The 1,170-nt window shown below is 57.3% G+C and carries 1 pseudogene; it reads right to left on the bottom strand.

The window, feature by feature from the left end:
• Positions 1–243: 243 nt before the first annotated feature.
• A pseudogene (locus BM132_RS28570) lies at positions 244–1,170 on the bottom strand (hypothetical protein); the annotation flags it as partial.

Here is a 1,170-nt window from a genome sequence, read left to right as displayed (position 1 = left end):
TACGCCGCATGGTTGCCGGGACATTCCTGCGGGGTAGCTCGGTAGCGGCTGTTGAGCAGTTGAGCGATTTCCGGCCCAGTGGCGGCCTGAACCGGCAAGAACAGCAGAATCAACACCAAAGACAGGAGCTTGCCAAACAAAAAGCGCAGTTTCATGGAAGTCTCTCCTGGAACGAGATTCATAAAATCATGCGGAGCCCCGAATACGCACAGATAGGTATCGCTATTGAATAGAGCAATGCCATTACGGATCAAGATACTGCTCCAGTCTCGGACCAAAGCGCTGTCTGCCGGGAGCGGCTACCTGAGGAGCTGGACAACTGCTCTCCAGACATTGATCTTCGGGGGTGAATCTGAATATCTGAGCGTCCGGCGTATCCAGGCGCAGTTCGACGATGGGCAAGAATCGCCCCGTTTCCTTGAAGTAGTCGTCCTGCAGATAACGAGAGCCCACGGGGCCGTTACCGGGAAAAAGCGCTTCGCCATAAAACACCGCATCGATCGGTAGTTGCTCGGGAATGTCCTGCGGCCAGGTTCTGACCATGAATTCGTTCCAATCCCTGTCCCCCAGGCGTACACGGATATCGATGGTCTGCTGGATCTGCTCCGGGGTCGGTAAAAAACTACAGGACACGTAGGGATGACCGCCATAGCGGGCCATCCAGGCATCCACGTTGTCGAGCCCCATCTGCTGACAGACACCATGGGATGAACAGGCTTCAGCCAGGTTGGAAGTCCCGGCATCGACCGGGTAAGCACAGCCCATTGTCAATGGGTAAGCAGCAGGGGCGGCCCATTCCTTAAAGATGAATCCCTGGCGCCAGACCGGTTTCAGGACTTGCGAGTCGGCCCTGATATAGGTCGTGGAAACGCCGTTATTACCTTGGGAGATCGGACTGGGATTCCAGGATTGGTACGCCTCGGTTGCATCAGTCCCTCGCAACACCACGCCATTACAATAAAACGATGCCCTGCCGTCCGGGCAGGTCATCGCCGTATCGAAATACCGGGCATTGAGCCGCTGGGCTACCTCATAGCCGACATACAGTTGCTCCTGCAAATTGAAACCGAACACCGCCCCCTCGGCCCCAGCCAGGTCCAGGCGCAGAATCGGCAGCCATTGGCCGGTGGCCGCGTGATAGTCGCGCTGGTTGCGCTGGGCCACGCGCAG

Source organism: Pseudomonas sp. NFACC45 (assembly GCF_900113505.1).
GTDB classification, from domain to species: Bacteria; Pseudomonadota; Gammaproteobacteria; order Pseudomonadales; family Pseudomonadaceae; genus Aquipseudomonas; species Aquipseudomonas tehranensis.
The sequence above is the reverse complement of the archived record's forward strand: the minus strand, read 5'-3'. Positions and strand labels throughout refer to the sequence as shown.